The sequence below is a fragment of the Burkholderia sp. BCC0397 genome (assembly GCF_902832865.1).
Classification (GTDB): Bacteria; Pseudomonadota; Gammaproteobacteria; order Burkholderiales; family Burkholderiaceae; genus Burkholderia.
Window position 1 is genome coordinate 1 of record NZ_CADFDL010000021.1, and the last position, 19,034, is coordinate 19,034.

Genomic DNA, 19,034 nt, shown 5'->3' on the forward strand with positions numbered 1-19,034 from the left:
CGACGCTGCCTGCGATCAAATCGGCAGCATGATTGCCTCGGACGTTCCACTTAAAAATCTCAGAAAACTGTCCGAATGAGCGAGGCCACCTCTCATGAGAGGATGTCACAATGCAGATCAAGATCGATGGGCTTGACAAGCTAAAGCGACAATTGGAAGAGGCCGGTCGCGCCTTTAAGTCGCTCGATGGTGATATTGCCAAGGTAAATATCGTTCCGGGCGATCCGGCTAGTGTCCAGGCGGCAATTCGGCAAATGGAAGCGGCGATCGATCGCAAGGCGTCAGGTTACCGTGGAAATCCTCTGGTCGAGAGCGTCGTCAAGCAGATCAAGGAACGGTATCGCGCGGATATAGTCAGGCGCGGTCGGGGTTGAGTATCAGAACGCTCCTAAACGTTCGATGACCGAGGGTCGCCCTTTATCGATCGCTTACGGTCAATCAAATTCCGGCGGTACGCACGCCCAAGTTTCGTGACGATGCCACTTCCGCTGCGGCGCGCCGTCCGCTTTCCGGCCCTTTCGTCTTAGATGATCGCAATCGCATCGAGTTTTGCCCGCATCCGGTCATGCCGCAAATGTCCGTAATGCTTGTCGATCATCTCTGTCGACGTCCCGGCCATCCTGGCGACCTCAAAGCTGTCGATGCCGCTCGCAATCATTTCGCTAATCGCCGTGTGGCGAAGCGAGTACATAACGACGGAGGCGGGAAGCTGAGCGGATTTGACAGCGTCCTTGAAGGGCTTCTTCCACGAATCCTTATTCCAACACTGACCGTACGCCGTTGAGAGAGCGGGCGCGTTGGCAATTTTGCCCTTGGTCTGATCCTCGAAGAAGCGTACGGCGGCCGACGACAGCGAAACGACGCGATGCCCGGTCTTCCCGTCGAGGACGAGCGTGCCTTGCTGCCGATCGAAATGTTTGACGCAGGCGCGTGCGAGTTCGCCGGGGCGAGCTGCGGTGAACAACATGGCTTTGACCAGTTGCCGGATATCTTCGGCGCACGCCTCGATCAATACGTTACGCTGCTCTGCGGGAAGGAACGACTGCCTGCGACGCCCGACGTCTTTGAACTTCGTGACCGTTTTCCATCCCGCGTCGCTCGCAACGAGACGGTCATGTAGTGCCAGATTCAGGGCGGCTTTCAACGACGCGAGGTTGCGGTTCGCCGAGTCTTTGGCACGCCGGAGGTCGTCTTCGTCCTCGGCGGACTCCTCGATCTCGCTGATTTGCTCGGCGAGCCAGTCCTTCACGTGTGAGGTCCGCAGCTTTGACAGATCGATGCGGCCGATTTTGTTGTCGTAGACGAGCCGTTTGAAACGGCCCTCTGCGTCTGATTTGCTGGAGGCGCCCTTGTGCAGCCCCAGATGCTTGACGTAGTGCTCACAGGCGTTCTTGATGCTCGTGGTCTTGGTGGACACGCCGGCATCCGCAGCCTTCGACCATTCGAGGGTAGCTTTCACCGCGTCATCGAAGTTCGAGAGGGTGCCGAGCGCTTTGTATTCTTGTTTGCCCGCCTCATTGCGTCTGCGAGCAATCCACGTGCCGTCGCCTTCAGCGAGCTTACGGAACCCGACGTAGAGACCGGATTGAACCCGAGCAAAGTAGGGTTCCCGGCGTGGGGGCAGTTTGTCGCGTGCGGTTTTGCTGACGATAGAGATGGCCATGATTTTCGTACGGAAACGGTACGGAAATTTTAGGCTGGATATCGCTGGACATCAATACACTTGTTTTCAAATAAAATCAGGAAGTTATGTCGTTGTTTTGGATGTCGTTAGATCGTCGTGGACTCGATTTCCCGCCCTCCGAAGGCAGGGGTTGCTGGTTCGATCCCAGCCGGGCGCGCCAAATGGCCTGATTCCAGGCGTCGAATTTCCCGATCTGTTTTCCTGAAGTAATCCAAGCGTCGCGTCACTGCACGGACGTATCGGCATCGCATCGTCATTTCCTGCACCGTTCCCGCGCTATTCCGCCGCCATTCCGTTGTGCGAGAATCCCCCGCAACGACAACTCAAGCGTCGATCGCGGCGGCCGTCCGCGCATCGCGCCGACTCCAGATGGCTGCCATTCCGCCTACCTCGACCGCAGTCGATGCCTGCGCGCTGACCGATGCGCAGCAGGCGCTGCTCGCGCGTCTGCACGCGTATTCCTCCGACGATCCTCACGCACCGCTGCCGTACAGCCGGCGCCTCGCCGAAGCCGAAGGCTGGTCGCACGACCATGCGCTGGCCGTGATCGACGAATACAAGCGCTTCGCGTTCCTCGCGCAGGTAGCCGGCCATCCGGTCACGCCGTCGCACGCGGTCGACGCCGCATGGCACCTGCACCTGCAATACACGCGCGAATACTGGGACGTGTTCTGCGCCGACGTGCTGCGCGCGCCGATGCATCACGTGCCGGGCGCGGGCGCGCCCGACGAGGCCGCGCAGTACGCGCGGCACTACCGGCAGACGCTCGACAGCTACCGCAGGCTGTTCGGCTGCGAGCCGCCCGAAGCGATATGGCCGCGCCCCGTGGCCGAGCCGGCCGTGCCCGCCGACGCCCCGGTGCAGCGCGCAGAACTGCGCGACGGCCCTTCGAGCGCGCCCGCCGCGCGCCCGCCGCGCGCCCGCGACGCTGGCGGCGCTTCGCGAAGTTCGCGTGGCCAACGGCGGCGATCAGCGTCGCGGCGACCTGCGCGAGCGCGAGCGATTTCAATGTGCTGGACTTCTCTGGGCCGGACTTTCTCGGGTTGTTCTACGTGCCGCTCTGCATCGCCGCGCTGCTGCTGATCGCCGGCCTGCAGTGGATCGAATACCGCCACCGTGCGTGGGGAACGCGTGCCCCCGAATCGTCGCCCGACCTGAGCGCGGAGGAAGCGGCGTGTCTCGCGGGCGGCGGCGCGCGGATGGCGCAGGTCGCGATGCTGTCGCTCGCGCATGCCGGTGCGATCGAGCTGCGGATGAGCAAGGTCCACGGCGCGCGGGTGCGGATCGACGATCCGCGACACGCAGGCGCTTATGGCGCCGACTGGGAATGGCTGAAGAGGCAACCTGGCGGCGAGACGAGCTGCCACGCGTTTCGTCAGCGTCTCGCGTGGCGCGAAGCCGACTGCGCCGCAGCGTTGCAGCGCAAAGGCTGGCTCTGGGCGCCGGGCGAGATGCGGGCGACGCGGATGGCCGCGCGCGCGATCCTGCTGCTCGTGTTCGGCGCGGGCGCGGCGAAGCTCGCGGTCGGCCTGACCCGCGGCCGGCCCGTGCTGCTGCTGATGATTATCATGACGGCGTTCATGGTCGCGTACCACTTCATGGTCGGACGCCTGCCCGGCTTGGGGCGCGGCGGCATGACGCGCGGCGGCGAGGCGGCGCTCGACGCGCACCGCGACGAACGCCGGGGCGACCGCGCGACGCCGGACGGGCTCTTGTGGACGGCCGCGCTGTTCGGCGCCGGCGCGCTCGCCGGCACCGTGTGGGCCGCGCATTCGAAAGTGCTGATGGCGCCGCCGCCCGTCGCCGTGAACACCGGCGGGTCGAGCGGTTCGTCCGACTCCGACGCCGGGGACAGCAGCAGTTCGAGTTCTTGCAGTTCGTCGAGCTCATGCAGCTCGAGCAGTTGCGGCGGCTGTTCGAGCAACTGAGCACAGGGCGCGCTGCCGGGATAGCGCGCCGGGCCGCCAGCGTCAGGCAAGCGGCACGGCGCGCGCCGAACTACGCGATCGCGGCATCGGCGGGCGTTCGTGCCTGCGCAGCACGCCCGTCGCCCGCCTCGACGATCAGCGTCCAGTCGAACGCCGGCAGTGCGCAGAGCTGCTCGACGGTGGCCGTGTACTCGTGCGCGGGCGCGTGCAGGTAGCGCACCTTGTCGGTCCATTCGGGCAGCGGCGCCTGCGACGTGGTCAGCACGACCGCCAGCAGATCCTGTTCCGGCCGCCTTGCGATTTCCTGCAGGCTCAGCCGGACCTTGTCGAGGTCGCCCTCGGCGTCCAGGATCAGCGCGCCGGGGATCGGCGCATCCGGCCGGCCGGGCTGGTTGCCGACAGCGCCTTTGTCGATGCACTGCTGATACACATGGCGATAGCGCGGCAGCGCCTGCTGCAGCGCGTGATGCTTGCGGACCTTCGCCTGCGCCGTGCGCGCGAGCCCGCGGCGCAGCGCCGGGTTCGCGATCAGCCGGTCGAGCGCGTCGACCCAGGCCTGCCGCGCATCCGGGACCAGCAGGCCGTCGCAGCCGTCGTGCAGCGCGAGGCGATAGGCTGGCCGGTCGCTGACGATCGAGGGGATGCCGGCCGCCGCGTATTCCTGCCACTGGATCGTGCTCGTGCCGGCGTTGTAGTCGTGGTCGGCGAGCGGCAGCAGCGCGATGTCCCAGCACCGTTCCGGCAGGCGTTGTGCGTGCGCGTCGTAGTCGTGAAGCTCGGGCTCGCACCCGGCGTCCGGGTGGCCGGCCCAGCCTGGCGGGACGTCCGCGCCGACGAAACTCACCTTGACCTTGCCGGGATGGCGCGCGCAGATCGCCTGCAGCGCCGCGTCGACGAGCGCGAAGTTGTCGGCGCGCAGCGACGCGCCGGCGATGCCGATCGTCACGCAGTCGTCGCCGCGCGCCGTCACGGGGCGGTAGAACCGGTCGAAGTCCACGCTGTCGGGCAGCACGTGAACGCGCGGGTGCGACAGCCGGTAGCGGCTGGCGATGAACGGCGTGGATACGATCACGGCGTCCGCGTTGCGCAGCACGAGCTCGATCCCCGCGCGGGCCATCCCGCCTGGCGCGGCGAGCGGGTGCGCGGCCGGCAGGTCGGTCAGCAGGTCGTCGGTCTCGTAGATCACCGGCTTTTCATGCTTGAAGATCGTATACAGGTCGTTGCCCGTCAGGATGCCGGGCGTCAGCCGGTGCAGCAGGATGGCGTCGGCCGTGGCCAGCACGCTGCTGTCGATCTGGCCGTCCCGGATGCCCGGGACGAGTTCCCATTCGTCGTTCAGCAGACCGAACGGCAGCGTGAGGCGAATTCGCGACGACGCGCACGCGTCCGGATCGATCGAATACACGATCAGGCGCTTGCGGCGCGGTGCGGCGTCCGCAGTCGCGGCGACAGGCGCCAGCGTCCGGTTCTCCGCGAGCAGCCGCGCGTACAGCACGCCGTGGCGCGCGGCGTTGCGGCCGATATCGTGCTGCGCTCGGATCGCATCCTGCGCGGCCGCGGCGAGTTGCGCGCGGGTTTGCGGATGCTCGATCAGGTGCGCGATCGCGTCGACCCACGCGTCGGCGGTGTCGGCGACGAGCCAGCCCGTGCGGCCGTGGACAACCGAGCAGCCTTCCGCCGGCGTGGCGACGAGCACCGTGGCCGCGCCGGCCGCCGAGCATTCGAGCCATGCGCGCGGCGGCGCATCGTCGCGCAACGTGACCGGCGCCGCGACCAGCGCGATGTCGAGGTCCGCACGCTTCAGCGCGTCGGCGTAGCTGTCGTAAGGGGCAGGCTCCGCGATCAGCGTGACGTCCGGTTCGCGGTCCCAGCCGGCCGGCAGCGCCGCGCCGACAAACGACACCCGGAGCTTCCCCGGAAACCGGCGGCGGAGCTCGGCCAGCGCCTGGCGGACCTGCTCGAGACGCACGCCGTCGAGACCGGTGCCGGAAACCGCGAGGTTCACGTGGTCGCGCACGCCGGGCGCCGCGCGGTGCAGGCGCTCGAGATCGACGCCGGTCGGCAGCACGTGGACCGACGCGTTGACATGACGGTACTGCCGCACCAGCGCTTCCGACGGCACGACGAGCGCATGCGCGCGCTGCACGGCGCTGCGGATGCCCGCCTTGCGGCGCGCGTTGTCGGTCGCGCCGGGGATGTCGGCGAGCAGCGTGTCGAGCGGCGCGTCGATCTCGAGGACGACCGGCTTGCCGAGCGAGAACAGGTGTTCCAGCGTGGCGGGGGACAGCAGGCCCGGCGTGTCGCCCTGCAGCACGATCAGGTCAGCGCGCTGCAGCGCGTCGGGATCGATGCCGGCTTGCGTGACAGGGAAAGTCAGTGCCCATTCGCGGTTCAGCCGCGCGAACGGCTGCGCGAAGCGCAGGCTGGTGCGCGCGTGGTCGGCCGGTTCGGCGGTGACGACCGCGATGCACGAGCGCGGCGCGGACGCGGGCTGTCCCTGGGCGGCGGCGCCCGTCGCGACGGCCTGCGCATCCAGCTTGTCCGCGTGTGCCTGGGTCCGCTCGACGAAGTTCTGCAACTGCTGCCAGAACGCCTCCTCTTCCTTCAGGTAGACGCTGCGCGCTTCGTGAACGGTGGCCTTCGCGTGGGCGATCTCGTGTTCGTCGAGCCCCCACGCGATGCCCTTGCCGTCCATCACCCACCGGGTCGGCTCCGACAGCGACGCGTCATTCATGATGCACACGACCGGGCATCCGCACAGCAGCGCTTCGAACACGGCGGTGGACCATTCGTACATGTACACGCACTCGACCTGTCGGAACAGCGCCGCGAGTTCGTGCGCCGAACGTTCCGGCACGCGGGTCGAGATTTCGATCGACTCGGCGGTGACCGGATGCAGCGTGCCGCCGCGCCGTAGGTGGCGATTGATGAAGACGGCCGTGCCGTTGCGGCGGGCGTCGTCGACACCGTCGCTGTTGAAGATGCGCGTGTCGACCAGCGGTATGCGCAGCAGGTCCGCCTTCCATTCTTCGGGCACCAGCGACGGCCCGAACGTGAAGATGAGGTCGTTCGGCTGCAGGGTGATCGGTTCGCCGTTGATGCGACCGGGCTCGGCCAGCAGGTAGCGCACGACGCAGCGCGCGTTGAACGGATTGCCGGTGACGACATCCGGGTAGACGACGATCGGGCTGCGATTCGCGCGGGCGTGCGCCTGCACGATGTCGTTGGTCAGCGGCGGCGTGCGCAGGTCAGGATGCACGACCGGCGTGCAGACGTACGCTTCGTGGCCGAGCAGGTTCAGCACGTGGCACAGGTAGTGCATCGCGCGGATCCCGCCGGAGGTTTGCCGGAAATTCGGCGCGTGTATGTAGTACGGGTGGTCGAGTCGCGTAAAGATGCGCGAACCGCTGCGCGCCAAGCCAGGTTTGGGAGTCGTCATCGTTATCGGGTGCGGTAGAAATCGAAGACCACGTCGAGGATGCGATCCTGTTCGGCTTCGGTCATATCGTGGTACAGCGGCAGCCGGACGAGCCGGTCGGCGACGAGGTCCGTCACCGCCATGCCGGACCCGCAGCGCCCGTAGCGCTGGCCGGCCGGCGAACTGTGCAGCGGCACGTAGTGGAACACCGCGTTCACGCCCACCGCGCGGATCTGCTGCAGCAGATCGGTGCGTTCGGCGAGGTCGCGTGCGAGGAAATAGAACATGTGGCCGTTGCCGCGCTCGGCGAGCGAAATCGCGGGCAGCTCGATCAGCCCGTCCGCGTGCAGCGGCTGCAGTGCGTCCTGGTAGCGCTGCACGGTCGCGCGCCGCTGCGCGGTGATCACGTCCGCGTGCTCGAACTGCGCGTACAGGAACGCCGCGATCAGCTCGCCCGGCAGGAACGACGAGCCGACGTCGACCCATGTGTACTTGTCCACCTGCCCGCGGAAGAACTGACTGCGGTTGGTGCCCTTCTCGCGGATGATCTCCGCGCGTTCGACGAGGCGCGGGTCGTTGACCAGCAGTGCGCCGCCTTCGCCCGAGATCACGTTCTTGGTCTCGTGGAAGCTGAGGCACGCGAGGTGGCCGAGGCTACCGAGCGGCTTGCCGTTCCACGACGACTGCAGCGCCTGAGCGGCGTCCTCGATCACCCACAGGTCGTGGTCCGCCGCGAGCTGCCCGATCACGTCCATGTCGCAGGCGACGCCCGCGTAGTGCACCGGCACGATCGCGCGCGTGCGCTGGGTGATCGCGGCGGCGATCTGCGTCTCGTCAAGATTCAGTGTGTCGCGGCGGATGTCGACGAACACCGGCGTCGCGCCGCGCAGCACGAACGCGTTGGCGGTCGACACGAACGTGTAGGACGGCATGATCACTTCGTCGCCGGGCTGCACGTCGGCGAGGATCGCGGCCATATCGAGCGCGGCCGTGCAGGAGTGCGTGAGCAGCGCGCGCTGGCAGCCGATGCGCGCTTCCAGCCAGCGGTGGCAGAGCTTCGTGAACGCCTGGTCGCCGGCGAGGCCGCCCTGCTCGACCGCTTTCGCGATGTAGTAGAGCTCCTTGCCGACCACGAACGGGCGGCCGAACGGAATGCAGTCGAGGTTGGGTGGGCCGAACATGGTCAGGCTCCGCGGTAAGGGTGGGACGTTCGGCCGCGCGGCTTGCGCGCGGCACCGCTCAGATGTCCTTGCGGACGAGAATCGTGAATTCGTACAGGCCGTAGTCGTGCAGCAGCGCGACGTGGCGCGAATAGCGGCGCTTGCAGCGATCGAACAGCGCGCACGGGTCCGCGTAGTACAGGAGGTCCGGGCGCATGAACGGCGGATCGGAATACGACGTCAGGCAGTTGAACGCGAAGCCCAGTCGGCTCGTCGCGTGCAGCGTGTCGAGCGTCGCGTGGATGTAGTCGAGCCACGCGTCGTCGCCGTGACCGCGCCTGACGTTGAAGATGCCGGATGCGATCCCGTAGTCCGACGCGGCCTGCGGCACCGCGCCGACATGAAACGCGACGTTCGCGTCATCGCGGTAGCGCTGCCGCGCGGCGTCGACCATGTCGGATGAGATGTCGTAGCCCGCATACGCGAAGCCGTCCGGCAGCGCGCGCGCGTTCAGGAAATCGACCAGCGCGCCGTAGCCGCAGCCGATGTCGTTCACCGAGTGGCCGCCGGACGCGGGCAGGATCTTCGTTAGTTGTTCGAAGCGCAGGAACTGGCCGGTTTCGCCGTTCCAGTCGACGCCGCGCGCGGTCGCGCCGTGCTCCGCCAGCCGCGCGCTGTAGTACGCGGCCACTTCTTCCAGCAGGCTCGCATGCCGGGATTCGCTCATGGACATCGCCTCAGTCTTTCGAGGTCAGCGCGTACCGGCGCGCTTCGGGACCGCAGTTGAACAGCACGTCGAGCACCGTCACGCCGTGGACGAAGTCGCCCCACTGCTGCGGATACTCGGGATAGGTCGGATAGTCGAACCAGCGCACCGCGACGCCGGCATCGGCGAACAGGTTCTCGTCGAGGTAACTGCGCGCGGCCGGGCCGGACAGGTACTCGGTCGCGCCAGCCTGCACGCACAGGTTCAGCAGCTTCTCGGTGCGGTCGCCGTGCAGCGCATAGTCCGACGTCGACGACACGCGCGTGCCGATCTCCAGTTGCCGGAGGACCCACGTCAGCATCGCGAAATTCAGCTCGCTCAGCATCCCGTAGGTGCGACCGGTGTAGAGCGCTTCGAGCTCGTCCGCATAGCGCGCGAAGTGCGGCGCGCGCGCGTAGTTCTGCTGCAGGGCCTTCCAGTGCAGCGGCGCCCAGTCGGCGCCGTCGATCTCGGTTTCGCGGATCGACTGGTGATACTTGCCCTTCACCTTCACCGGCACGCTCAGCCATTGCACGCCCTGCGGCGTCTTGATCTGGTTGCGGTTGCGCCAGTCGCGGCGCGTGTACTGCGCGTCATCGTAGAGGATGAACTCGTCGCTGGCGGCGATCAGGTCGAAGTAGCCCTTCCACGGAATGTAGTTGGACTGGACGATCGCTACCCGCTTCGCGTCGCGGTTCATGGTCGCACCGCTCATGCCGGAATGTGGCCGTACCGGTACATGTCGACGAGCTCGGGCGGAATGCCCCAGTCCGTTGCGCCCAGCTTGTCGTGCAGCGCCTCCAGGTCCGCGCGCATCGCGTTCCGAAGCTGTTCGACCATGCGGTTGCGCGCCGGCACGAAGTCGTGCTGGTACGCGGCATTGATCTGATGGCGTACCGTCTTCGCGATCGCGGCCTCGCGCGTCATGTTGCGGATCAGCGGGCGTTCGGGCGCGAGTTCCGCGTAGCGCGGATCGATCGGCTCGCCGCGCATCGCCGCGACGAGATCGCGGCACAGCACCGGCGACAGGTGGAAGCCGTCGCGCTTGGTGCCACCGAGAATCCACAGGTCGCGCACGCTGGTTTCGCCGAACAGCGGATACAGGTCGGACGTCGTCGGCCGCCAGCCGACGTTGACGTTGACCAGGTTCGCGCGCGAGAAGCGGGTGTTGATCTGGTCCATCGCGGACTTGAGCAGCGTGTACGCGCTGCCGGCGTGGCCGTGCTCGTGCGGCACCGGGCTGATGTAGTTGCTGGCGCCGACGAGGGTCCGGTCAGGCCCGTGCGGCGCCGAATACACACCGCACGCGAGGCCGCGGTTGGTCGTGCGCACGCAGTGCGTGTGCACGTTCTCCGTGCTCTGCAGTTCGATCGACATGCCGATGCCGTAGAACATCCGCTGCACCGGCAGCTCGGGCAGGCTCGCCTGCAGCACGCGCGTCACGTTGGCGCCGTTGCAGAGGATGAAGCGGTCCGCGCCGAGCACGCTGCCATCGGACAGGCGCGCCCCGGTGACGCGTCCGGCCGCGGTGTCGAGCCGCTCGACCTCGGCGTCGATGAAGCGCACGTTGCCGGCTTGCGCGACCGACGCGGTCAGCGCGTCGAGAAACTGTTTCGGATTGACCCAGCCTTCGCGCTTCAGGAAGACCGCCTTCAGCGCGCGATAGCGCGGGTCCGGATGATAGTTCGGGATACCTGACGGATCGACCGCATCGCAGGGCTCCTCGAATTCGCGGCAGAACCGTTGCATGGCCGCGAAGTTCTCGTCGTCGAGCGCGTCGGTCGCCGCGTTGTTCAGCACGAAGGTGCCGAAGCCGTGCGCGACCGCGCGCTCCGGCGTGCAGATTTCAGCGAATACGGCGGGCCAGGCCGCCGTCGCGCCGCGGCTCAGCTCGAACTTGAAGCGGTCGATCGGCGTGCCGAGCGAATCGCCTTCCAGCTCGGTGAACGAATTGAGCATCGCCGCCGCAGCGCGCGTGGCCGAGCCGGGCCGATGCGCGTGGCCGACGATCACGAGCTCGACGCCCGCGTCGGCCTGCTGCCATGCGCGGGCCGTCATCAGGCCGAGAATGCCGTTGCCGAGGATTGCGATTTTCATTTGCGTGTGCCCCCACCTTCGGGGAATGACAGGTAGCAGAGCGACGGATATGCCGCAGCCTTGTGGATCTGGTGCGGACGGTTGCCGAGCAGGTCGCGCAGGTAATGGACGCCTTCCGCGGGCAGCTGGCCGCCGCGGGTGAGCTGCCAGAACGCGACGACGCCGCCGGGCACCAGCCGCTCCATCACCGCGTCGAACGCGTGCCGGGTCGGCTCGATCACGTTCAGGTCGAACCACGCGAGCGCGACCATCTCGCCGGGATGCGCTTCGTCGAACGCCGCCAGCGTGTCGCGGCAGTCGCCTTCCCACACGTGGTGCTTGTCATGCACGTGTCCCATCGCGTTGCTGCGCTCGTGCAGGTTCAGCAGCTTGCGCAGCAGGTCGGCGTACTCGCCGGACAGCGAGTACGTGCCGTCGGAGAACAGCTTGCGGTCGCGCGTGTCGTGCTCGGCGAAGCCCGTGTAACCCGTGAACGTATCGAATGCGTGGATGCGGCGCTGGAAGTTCAGCGGCTCGAGAATCGCGCGGAAGTTCTCGCACAGCACGGCGGTCTGCCCGCGCCACGTGCCGAGATCGAGGATCGCGCCCGGCAGCGGCACGATTTTTTGATAGATCTCGAAGGTCGCGAGAATGCGTGCGAGGAGCGAGCCGCGCACGAACAGGCCGAGCGACCGTTCCAGTTCCTCGCGCGTCGCGGGGTAGGTCTGCATCAGGTCGAACAGTTCGCGGCGCGCCGCGAGCTGATCGCCATCTGCGTTGGTGATGATCGCTGATTCGTGCATACACAGGGCTCCAGGCACAAAGGGTGTGACCGGACGAGCGCGTGTCGGCGCGGTGGCATCGGAATGCGCAACCGTCCGAGCGTCGCAGGTCGGACATCTTTCTACGATCAAGTCTAGCGAGCGCCGCCAGGATCGAATGTCGGATTAGCGGGTGGTTTCACCCCGCATTTCGATGGATGCGCGGGTGTCCGGCGCGAATTCGGGGCGCCCGCGGGTGCGGCTTGCAGTCGCGGGAATAGCGACCAATTCCAGCACCTGCTCGCCAAATTGGAACGCGGCGTGCGCGTGGAGAATTCGGACACGTCGGAGACCGTCGGTGCGTGCGTCCGCGGGCGAAGGCGTGTGCCGACGCGGCGGCGCCGGCCGCGATTCGAATCCCGTATTGGCTACCAGGACGACATAGCTCATGATGCCCACCTCCCCCGCCGCCGCCACGATCGAACAGGCGCTGGCGCACCATCAGGCCGAACGGCTGGAAGAGGCCGAGACGCTGTACCGGCAGATCCTCGACACCGATCCCCGGCACGCGGACGCGCTTCACCTCCTCGGCCTGATCGGCCATCAGTACGGGCGCTATCAGCAGGCATCCGACCTGATCATGGCGGCGATCCAGATCCGGCCGGACGCGATGTACTACTACAACCTCGGCAACGTGATGCAGGCGGACAACCGTCACGCCGCCGCCGCCGAGTGCTTCCGTCTCGCAATCGAGCTGCGACCCGACTACGTCGATGCGTACAACAACCTCGGCAACGCGCTGCGGCTCGCCGGCGACGCCCGCGCGGCCGTCGATGCGTTCTGCCAGGCCATCGCGCTGAAGCCGGACAACGGCCAGGCCTACAACAACCTTGCGAATGCGCTGTTCGACCTGAACGAGATTCCGGCCGCGCTCGAGGCTTACCGGCACGCGGTCGCGCTGCGCCCCGAACTGCCGGAGCCGCGCAGCAACCTGCTGTTCGCGAGCCACTGCAGCGAAGCGTTCGACCACGACGCCTATCTCGCCGAGGCCGCGCGCTACGACGAACTCGTCACGCGGTGCGCGAAGCCGTGGACGGACTGGCTCGTCGATCTGGCTCCCCGGGTCGGGCGGCCGCTGAAGGTCGGCATCGTGTCGGGCGACCTGAAGTCGCATCCGGTCGGCTATTTCATCGAGAGCATGCTGAAGCATCTCGACGCGAACCGGATCGAGATGCATGCGTACCCGACGCGCGACGTCGAGGACGACGTGACCGCACGCATCAAGCCGGCCTTCGCGACGTGGACCAGCATCGCCGGCCTGAGCGACGAAGCGGCGGCTGCGCGTGTCCGCGCGGACCGCATCGACGTGCTGCTCGACGCGGCGGGCCACACGGTCTACAACCGCCTGCCGCTGTTCGCGTGGAAGCCGGCGCCGCTGCAGGCGAGCTGGCCAGGTTATTTCGCGAGCACCGGCGTGGGCGCGATCGACTACGTGATCGGCGACCGTCACGTGCTGCCGCCCGCCGAGGTCGCGCATTTCACCGAGCGGCCGTGGCATCTGCCGGACAGCTATCTGTGCTTCACGCCGCCGGCCGAGCCTGTCGACGTCGGCGCGCTGCCGATGCTCGCGAACGGCCATCCAACCTTCGGCTATTTCGGCAAGCTCGCGAAGATCACCGATCACGTCGTCGCGGTCTGGTCGCGCGTGCTGCAATCGGTCACGGGCGCGAAGCTGTTCGTGAAGGCCGAGCATCTCGACGATTCGCGCGAGCAGCAGGCGCTTGCCGCGCGCTTCGCGGCGCACGGCATCGACGCGCAGCGCCTGATCCTCGAAGGCCGCTCGCCGCGCGCCGAATACCTGGCCGCGTACCGGCGTGTCGACCTGATGCTGAGCCCGTTCCCGTATCCGGGCGGCACGACGACCGCCGAAGCGCTGTGGATGGGCGTGCCCGTGCTGTGCCGGCGCGGCGAGCGCTTCCTGTCGCACATCGCCGAGAGCCTGCTGCATTCGGCGCGGCTGCCCGAGTGGATCGCGGACGACGACGCCGCGTATGTCGCGAAGGCCGTCGCGCAGGTCGGCCAGCCCGCCGAGCTGGCGGCGCTGCGCACGACGCTGCGCGCGCAGGTGCTCGCGTCGCCGCTGTGCGACGCGCCCCGCTTCGCGCGCCACTTCGAGGACGCACTGCACGGCATGTGGGCGCAGCACGTCGAAGCCGCGCCGGTCGCATCCGTGTGAGGCCGCTCACGACGTGACGTGCGTGGGCATTTCCACGTAGGCGGCAAGCGGAACATGGCGCCTCTCGCGCTGAACACCGCGCCGGCCGACGTGATCGTCATTCCGACCGGTGGCGCGTGCGCGACACCGTCGTCGGGATGGCGCGCGATGGGATTGCGGCGCCGGCCGTGATGATCGGGCACGGCGGCAGGCTGATCGACTTCCGACGCGAACCGCATCCCTATTGAGCAGGACAGACGAGATGGACGGAACAGGACAGGCATTGCAGGCGGCGCTCGCGCATCATCAGGCGGGGCGTCTCGCGGAAGCGAAGACGCTGTACGACGCGATCCTCACTGCGCAGCCAGGCCAGCCGGATGCGCTGCATTTCCTCGGGCTGCTCGCGTGCCAGCTGAAGCAGTACGACGCGGGGCTCGCGCTGATGGAGCAATCGCTCGTCGAGCGGCCGGATGCGTCGTACTTCAACAACCTGGGCAACATGCTGCGCGAAAGCGGCCGGCTCGACGACGCAATCGCGCACTATCGGCGCGCGGTGGGGCTGCGACCGGACTATCCGGAGGCGCACAACAACCTCGGCAACGCGTTGCGCGACGCACGCGAGCCGGCGGCCGCGATGCAGAGCTGCGCGCGCGCGATCGAGCTGCGTCCCGGTTACGCGCAGGCGTACAACAACCTCGGCAATGCGCTGCAGGATCTGGGCGACCTCGATGGCGCCGCCACGCATTACGGCCGCGCGATCGAGCTGGATGCGTCGATGGCGATGGCCCACGCGAACCTGAGCGCCGTGCGTCACAAGCAACTGCGCTGCGCGGAAGCGCTCGCGCATGCGCAGGACGCGATCCGGCTCGCGCCGAACCTCGGCGACGCACATAACCACGCGGGCAACGCGTATCACGGACTGAACCGGCTCGAGGATGCGCAAGCGTGCCATCGCACGGCCGTCACGCTCAATCCGGCGGACGCCGGCGCGTGCCACAACCTGTCCGTCGTGCTGCTGAAGCTGCAGCGGCTCGACGAGGCGCTCGTGTATTGCCGGCAGGCGTTGCAGGCCGGCCCGCCGGCCGTGTTGATGCACGTCAATCTCGGCGACATCCTGCGCGCGCAGGGCAACGTCGATGCCGCGGTCCACGCGTATCGCGATGCGCTTGCGCTGGTGCGCGACGACGCCGACGACGTCGCGGCGACCGTGCTGAACCGGCTGCTGTTCAGCGCGGCGGCGTCCGCTTGCGTGAACCCCGCCGACTATCTGGCCGACGCGCGGCGCTACGGCCGGCACCTGGCCGCGCGTTCGACGCGCCATGCGCACGATCCGCGCGAGCGGGACGCGCGCGCGCAAGGGCGGCCGCTGCGCGTCGGCTTCGTGTCCGGCGACCTGCGCCTGCACCCGGTCGGGATCTTCCTGGAAAGCGTGCTCGCGCACCTCGAGCGCACGCGCATCGACCTGCGCGTGTACGTGACCACGGACGAGGAGGACGCGATCACCGCGAAACTGAAGCCGCACGCGAACGGCTGGCGCTCGATCGCCGCGCTGGGTCCGGACGTGGCCGCGCGGATGATTCACGACGACGAAATCGACGTCCTCGTCGACCTCGCGGGCCATACGCAGTCGAGCGGGCTCCCCGTGTTCGGCTGGAAACCCGCGCCGGTGCAGGCGAGCTGGCTCGGTTTCTTCGCGTCGACCGGCTGCGACGCGATCGACTACTTCATCGGCGACCGCTACACGCTGCCGGACGCCGAAGCGCATCACTTCGTCGAGAAGCCGTGGCGGCTGCCGGACAGCTTCCTGTGCTTCACGCCGCCGGCCTGCGACGTCGAGGTCGGCCCGCTGCCGATGGCGGCGAGCGGCCATCCGACGTTCGGTTGCTTCGGCCAGCTCGTGAAGATCGGCGACGACGTCGTGCGCGCGTGGTCGCGCATCCTGCACGCGCTGCCGAACGCGCGGCTGCTGCTCAAGGCGCACGAGCTCGGTCGCGAGGGCGTGCGCGACGCGACCGCCGCGCGCTTCGCGCGGCATGGCATCGACGCGGACCGGCTGATCCTCGAGGGCGGTTCGCCGCGCGCGGAATACTTCGGCGCATATAACCGCATCGACGTCGCGCTGAGCCCGTTCCCGTACCCGGGCGGCACGACCACGGCCGAAGCGCTGTGGATGGGTGTGCCGGTGCTCGGCATGAAGGGCGGGCGCTTTGTCACGCACATCTGCGAAAGCGTGCTGCACGCGGCGGGCATGGGCGAATGGGTCGCTGACGGCGAGGACAGCTGTGTCGCGAAGGCGATCGCGGCGGTGCGCGATCGCGAGCGCCTCGCGGCGCTGCGCGCGAGCCTGCGTGCGCAGCTGCTCGCGTCGCCGTTGTGCGACGCGCGCCGGTTCGCGGCGCATCTCGAAGCGGCGTTCCTCGCCATGTGGCAACGCTATACGAACTCGGAGCAGGAAGCATGAACGATATCCACGACGCGCTGCAGTCCGCGCTGGCGCATCATCAGGCGGGGCGTCTCGCGGAAGCGAAGACGCTGTACGACGCGATCCTCACCGCGCAGCCGGGCCAGCCGGATGCACTGCATTTCCTCGGGCTGCTGGCATGCCAGCTGAAGCAGTACGACGCGGGGCTCGCGCTGATGGAGCAATCGCTCGTCGAGCGGCCGGATGCGTCGTACTTCAACAACCTGGGCAACATGCTGCGCGAAAGCGGCCGGCTCGACGACGCGATCGTGCACTACCGGCGCGCGGTGGGGCTGCGACCGGACTATCCGGAGGCGCACAACAACCTCGGCAACGCGTTGCGCGACGCACGCGAGCCGGCGGCCGCGATGCAGAGCTGCGCGCGCGCGATCGAGCTGCGCCCCGGTTACGCGGAGGCGTACAACAATCTCGGCAACGCGCTGCAGGACCTGGGCGAGCACGAAGCGGCGGCCGCGAGCTACGCCAAGGCCGTCGCGCACCAGCCGCAGTACGCGGATGCGTACTGCAATCTCGGCAACGCGCTGCATGCGCAGGAGAAATTCGACGATGCTGCGGATGCCTATCGTCGCGCCATCGCGCTGCAACCGGGCTTCCGTGTCGCGCACCGGGGGCTGAGCGCGACGCTGCGCGCGGCCGGCGATCTGCAAGGCGCGATCGACCATGCGCGCGAGGGGCTCGATCCGGGCGACGCAGACGCGCACTGCGTGCTGGCAAGGTTGCTGCAGCGCATCGGCGATTTCGACAAGGCGCTCGAACTGCTCGAGCAGGCGGTCGCGATCGACCCCGCGCATGCACAGGCATGGGCGTGGCTCGGCGATTTGCGCAACCAGCAGGGCGAATACGGGCAGGCGGTGCAGGTGTGCCGGCGTGCGATCGAGCTCGATCCCGAACTGGCCGACGCATACAACTTCCTTGGCTTCGCGTATCACAACCTCAACTTGCTGGCCGCCGCGGAGTTGAGCCACCGGCATGCGATCGACCTGAACCCGGACGATGCCGACGCGCATCACAACCTCGCCGCCGCGCTGTTTCGGCTCGAGAAGCTCGACGAGGCGATGAAGCACACCGAGATCGCTAGGGAGCTCGGCATCGATCCGCTGAAGGTCCAGATGACGCTCGGCGACATCCTGTGGGCGAAAGGGGATCTCGCCGGCGCGCTGGATGCGTTCCGCTCGGCGATCCGGCACGACCTGCATCGCGCGTACTCGCGGATGCTGTTCAACATGTCGAGCTCGCCCGCGTTCGAGCCGCAGGAGTGGGTCGCTGAAGCGCGCCGCTACGGCGAGCATCTCGAGCGCGACGCGCATCCGTTCGAGCACGACCGCGCGCAGCGCGTCGCGCAGGCGCAGGGGCGGCCGCTGCGCGTCGGCTTCGTGTCGGGCGACCTGCGGCAGCACCCGGTCGGCATTTTCCTGGAAAGCGTGCTCGCGCGGATCGACCGGTCGCGCATCGAGCCGCATGCCTATGTGACCTTCGTCGGCGAGGACGACGTGACCGCGCGGCTCAGGCCGAACTTCGCGAGCTGGAAGAAGGTGGTCAGCCTGGGCCGCGAGGAGGCCGCGCAACTGATTCGCGACGACGGCATCGACATCCTGATCGATATGGCAGGCCATACCAACTGGAGCGGCCTGCCGATCTTCGGGCACAAGCCCGCGCCGGTGCAGGCGAGCTGGCTCGGTTTCTTCGCGACGACCGGTTGCCGCGCGATCGACTATTTCATCGGCGATGCGCATACGCTACCGGCCGACGAGGCGCATCACTTCACCGAACGGCCGTGGCGGCTGCCGGACAGCTACCTGTGCTTCACGCCGCCGCCGTACGATGTCGCGGTCGGCCCGCTGCCGATGGTGGCTCATGGCGGCGTCACGTTCGGCTGCTTCGGCAAGCTGATCAAGATCAGCGACGAGGTCGTCGCGCTGTGGTCGCGCATCCTGCACGCACTGCCGGACGCACGCCTGCTGCTGAAGGCCCATGAGCTCGGCGCCGGCGACGTGAACCAGGCGACGCTCGACCGCTTCGCGCGGCACGGCATCGGCGCGGATCGGCTGATTCTCGAAGGCGGTTCGCCGCGTGCGGAGTACTTCGCCGCGTATAACCGCATCGACATCGCGCTGAGCCCGTTCCCGTACCCGGGCGGCACGACCACGGCCGAAGCGCTGTGGATGGGCGTGCCGGTGCTCGGGATGAAGGGCAGCCGGTTTGTCACGCACATTTGCGAAAGCCTGCTGCACGCGGCGGGCATGGGCGACTGGATCGCGGAAGACGAGGATGCGTACCTCGCGAAGGCCGTCGCGTTCGCGCGCGACCGCGACGGGCTGGCGACGCTGCGTGCAACGCTGCGCGAGCGCGCGCTGGCGTCGCCGCTGTGCGATGCGTCGCGCTTCGCACGCAACCTCGAGGACGCGCTGCACGGCATGTGGACCCGCTACGCGGCCGGCGAGACGGCGCCCCGGGACGCGTGACGAGCGGGATCGCGCCACGGCTGGAAGCCGCGCTCGCGCATCGTCGGGCCGGCCGCCCGAGATGATCGATGCGGCCGTCGAGCGGGCGACGCGGGCGTAGCCG

14 protein-coding genes are annotated in these 19,034 nt (G+C 68.0%); 6 read left to right on the top strand and 8 right to left on the bottom strand.

All coding sequences use genetic code 11. The features are described 5' to 3' along the window. Positions 1 to 110 precede the first annotated feature (110 nt). Positions 111 to 374, top strand: coding sequence for a hypothetical protein (locus HWX03_RS35125; protein ID WP_175874470.1), 264 nt, complete (start codon positions 111 to 113; stop codon positions 372 to 374). Positions 375 to 523: 149 nt separating this feature from the next. On the opposite strand, the gene HWX03_RS35130 is transcribed toward HWX03_RS35125, so the two are convergent. Further along, positions 524 to 1,663: a tyrosine-type recombinase/integrase gene (locus HWX03_RS35130; protein WP_175874471.1), complete on the bottom strand. Its 1,140-nt coding sequence runs from the start codon at positions 1,661 to 1,663 to the stop codon at positions 524 to 526. Between the two features lie 390 nt (positions 1,664 to 2,053). On the opposite strand from HWX03_RS35130, the gene HWX03_RS37145 reads away from it, so the two are divergent. Further along, positions 2,054 to 2,767, top strand: coding sequence for a hypothetical protein (locus HWX03_RS37145; RefSeq protein ID WP_244132864.1), 714 nt, complete (start codon positions 2,054 to 2,056; stop codon positions 2,765 to 2,767). After that, a complete protein-coding gene (locus HWX03_RS37150) occupies positions 2,695 to 3,612 on the top strand; it encodes a TIGR04222 domain-containing membrane protein (RefSeq protein ID WP_244132865.1) in 918 nt (305 codons plus the stop codon). Before HWX03_RS37145 ends, HWX03_RS37150 begins: the two co-directional genes overlap by 73 nt. A 70-nt stretch (positions 3,613 to 3,682) precedes the next feature. On the opposite strand, the gene HWX03_RS35140 is transcribed toward HWX03_RS37150, so the two are convergent. The 7 genes from HWX03_RS35140 to HWX03_RS35170 all read right to left on the bottom strand — a co-directional run bounded on the left by HWX03_RS35140 (position 3,683) and on the right by HWX03_RS35170 (position 12,222). After that, positions 3,683 to 7,051, bottom strand: coding sequence for a glycosyltransferase (locus HWX03_RS35140; RefSeq protein ID WP_175874472.1), 3,369 nt, complete (start codon positions 7,049 to 7,051; stop codon positions 3,683 to 3,685). Positions 7,052 to 7,053: 2 nt separating this feature from the next. Next, positions 7,054 to 8,211 (bottom strand): dTDP-4-amino-4,6-dideoxygalactose transaminase, encoded by a 1,158-nt coding sequence (gene rffA / locus HWX03_RS35145; protein WP_175874473.1) that lies wholly within the window; start codon positions 8,209 to 8,211, stop codon positions 7,054 to 7,056. A 58-nt stretch (positions 8,212 to 8,269) separates the two neighbouring features. After that, positions 8,270 to 8,917 carry a class I SAM-dependent methyltransferase gene (locus HWX03_RS35150; protein WP_175874474.1) on the bottom strand — a complete coding sequence of 216 codons (648 nt, stop codon included), beginning with the start codon at positions 8,915 to 8,917 and terminating at the stop codon, positions 8,270 to 8,272. A 10-nt stretch (positions 8,918 to 8,927) separates the two neighbouring features. Next, complete coding sequence (locus tag HWX03_RS35155; RefSeq protein ID WP_157126703.1) at positions 8,928 to 9,650, bottom strand: WbqC family protein; 723 nt, start codon at positions 9,648 to 9,650, stop codon at positions 8,928 to 8,930. Continuing rightward, the gene (locus tag HWX03_RS35160; protein WP_175874475.1) at positions 9,647 to 11,032 is read right to left on the bottom strand and encodes an FAD-binding oxidoreductase; all 1,386 of its coding nucleotides are present in this window, start codon (positions 11,030 to 11,032) and stop codon (positions 9,647 to 9,649) included. The genes HWX03_RS35155 and HWX03_RS35160 overlap by 4 nt, the downstream gene beginning before the upstream one ends. Further along, on the bottom strand, positions 11,029 to 11,814 hold the full coding sequence (locus HWX03_RS35165) for a class I SAM-dependent methyltransferase (RefSeq protein ID WP_014722216.1): 786 nt from the start codon (positions 11,812 to 11,814) through the stop codon (positions 11,029 to 11,031). The genes HWX03_RS35160 and HWX03_RS35165 overlap by 4 nt, the downstream gene beginning before the upstream one ends. A gap of 144 nt (positions 11,815 to 11,958) precedes the next feature. Beyond that, positions 11,959 to 12,222, bottom strand: coding sequence for a hypothetical protein (locus tag HWX03_RS35170; protein ID WP_175874476.1), 264 nt, complete (start codon positions 12,220 to 12,222; stop codon positions 11,959 to 11,961). Between HWX03_RS35170 and HWX03_RS35175 the strand changes: the two genes are divergently transcribed. From HWX03_RS35175 to HWX03_RS35190, 3 genes are all read left to right on the top strand, one after another. Continuing rightward, positions 12,221 to 14,008: a tetratricopeptide repeat protein gene (locus HWX03_RS35175; protein ID WP_175874477.1), complete on the top strand. Its 1,788-nt coding sequence runs from the start codon at positions 12,221 to 12,223 to the stop codon at positions 14,006 to 14,008. The genes HWX03_RS35170 and HWX03_RS35175 overlap by 2 nt on opposite strands. A gap of 241 nt (positions 14,009 to 14,249) precedes the next feature. Further along, complete coding sequence (locus tag HWX03_RS35185) at positions 14,250 to 16,448, top strand: tetratricopeptide repeat protein (RefSeq protein ID WP_175874478.1); 2,199 nt, start codon at positions 14,250 to 14,252, stop codon at positions 16,446 to 16,448. Continuing rightward, positions 16,445 to 18,931 (top strand): tetratricopeptide repeat protein, encoded by a 2,487-nt coding sequence (locus tag HWX03_RS35190; protein ID WP_175874479.1) that lies wholly within the window; start codon positions 16,445 to 16,447, stop codon positions 18,929 to 18,931. Before HWX03_RS35185 ends, HWX03_RS35190 begins: the two co-directional genes overlap by 4 nt. Positions 18,932 to 19,034: the final 103 nt, after the last annotated feature.

What these genes read in the sequence shown, in the direction of transcription:
- HWX03_RS35190 (WP_175874479.1), top strand. Translation starts at nt 16,445, where the DNA reads ATGAACGATATCCACGACGCGCTGCAGTCCGCGCTGGCGCATCATCAG.
- HWX03_RS35175 (WP_175874477.1), top strand. Translation starts at nt 12,221, where the DNA reads ATGATGCCCACCTCCCCCGCCGCCGCCACGATCGAACAGGCGCTGGCG.
- HWX03_RS35130 (WP_175874471.1), bottom strand. Translation starts at nt 1,663, where the DNA reads ATGGCCATCTCTATCGTCAGCAAAACCGCACGCGACAAACTGCCCCCA.
- HWX03_RS35125 (WP_175874470.1), top strand. Translation starts at nt 111, where the DNA reads ATGCAGATCAAGATCGATGGGCTTGACAAGCTAAAGCGACAATTGGAA.
- HWX03_RS35185 (WP_175874478.1), top strand. Translation starts at nt 14,250, where the DNA reads ATGGACGGAACAGGACAGGCATTGCAGGCGGCGCTCGCGCATCATCAG.
- HWX03_RS35140 (WP_175874472.1), bottom strand. Translation starts at nt 7,051, where the DNA reads ATGACGACTCCCAAACCTGGCTTGGCGCGCAGCGGTTCGCGCATCTTT.
- HWX03_RS35160 (WP_175874475.1), bottom strand. Translation starts at nt 11,032, where the DNA reads ATGAAAATCGCAATCCTCGGCAACGGCATTCTCGGCCTGATGACGGCC.
- HWX03_RS37145 (WP_244132864.1), top strand. Translation starts at nt 2,054, where the DNA reads ATGGCTGCCATTCCGCCTACCTCGACCGCAGTCGATGCCTGCGCGCTG.
- rffA (WP_175874473.1), bottom strand. Translation starts at nt 8,211, where the DNA reads ATGTTCGGCCCACCCAACCTCGACTGCATTCCGTTCGGCCGCCCGTTC.
- HWX03_RS35170 (WP_175874476.1), bottom strand. Translation starts at nt 12,222, where the DNA reads ATGAGCTATGTCGTCCTGGTAGCCAATACGGGATTCGAATCGCGGCCG.
- HWX03_RS35150 (WP_175874474.1), bottom strand. Translation starts at nt 8,917, where the DNA reads ATGAGCGAATCCCGGCATGCGAGCCTGCTGGAAGAAGTGGCCGCGTAC.
- HWX03_RS35155 (WP_157126703.1), bottom strand. Translation starts at nt 9,650, where the DNA reads ATGAGCGGTGCGACCATGAACCGCGACGCGAAGCGGGTAGCGATCGTC.
- HWX03_RS35165 (WP_014722216.1), bottom strand. Translation starts at nt 11,814, where the DNA reads ATGCACGAATCAGCGATCATCACCAACGCAGATGGCGATCAGCTCGCG.